Below are 789 nucleotides of genomic sequence, written 5' to 3'. Positions count from 1 at the left end.
CGCAGCCAGCAGGTGTTCTCCACCCCCTCCAGCGTGGGCACCCTGGAAGGGTCGCGGATGTACAAGCGAGGCGGCGCCTACTACATCTTCCTGACCCGCCCGGCCAACGGCCAGTACGTGCTGAAGTCCACCAACGGCCCCTTCGGCCCCTATGAGATGCGCCAGGTGCTGCTGAACATGGGCGGCCCGGTCTCCGGCGGCGGAGTGCCGCACCAGGGCGGGCTGGTCCAGACCCAAAACGGCGCCTGGTACTACATGGCCTTCCAGGACGCCTACCCCGGCGGCCGCATCCCCGTCCTGGCCCCCATCACCTGGACCTCCGACGGCTGGCCCACCGTGCAGACCGTCAACGGCGCCTGGGGCGGCTCCTACCCCTACCCCAACGTGCCCCGCCCGCCACGACAGGTGAAGTCCCCGACCGGGACCGACACCTTCGCCGGCACCCAGCTCGGGCCCGAATGGGAATGGAACCACAACCCCGACACCACCAAGTACAGCGTGGACAACGGGCTGCGACTGCAGACCGCCACCGTGACCAACGACCTGTACTCGGCCCGCAACACCCTGACCCACCGCATCCTGGGCCCGTCCTCGACCGCGACGATCCAGCTCGACTACTCGGCCATGCGCGACGGTGACCGGGCCGGACTGGCGATGCTGCGCGACTCATCGGCCTGGATCGGGATCCGGCGCGACAACGGCCAGACCCGTCTGGTCGCGACCAACAACCTGACCATGAACAGCAGCTGGCAGACCACGTCCACCGGCACCGAGGCCGCCAGCACACCC

General features: G+C 69.2%; 1 protein-coding gene. It reads left to right on the top strand.

The genetic code is table 11. The features are described 5' to 3' along the window. Positions 1 to 789 (top strand): family 43 glycosylhydrolase (locus HHX35_RS42375; protein ID WP_182904245.1); only part of this gene is annotated, 789 nt, incomplete at both ends.

Source organism: Microbispora sp. H10830, assembly GCF_014161375.1.
GTDB lineage: Bacteria > Actinomycetota > Actinomycetes > Streptosporangiales > Streptosporangiaceae > Microbispora > Microbispora catharanthi.
Note: the sequence above shows the minus strand (reverse complement) of the source record. Positions and strands in the feature narration are given on the sequence as shown.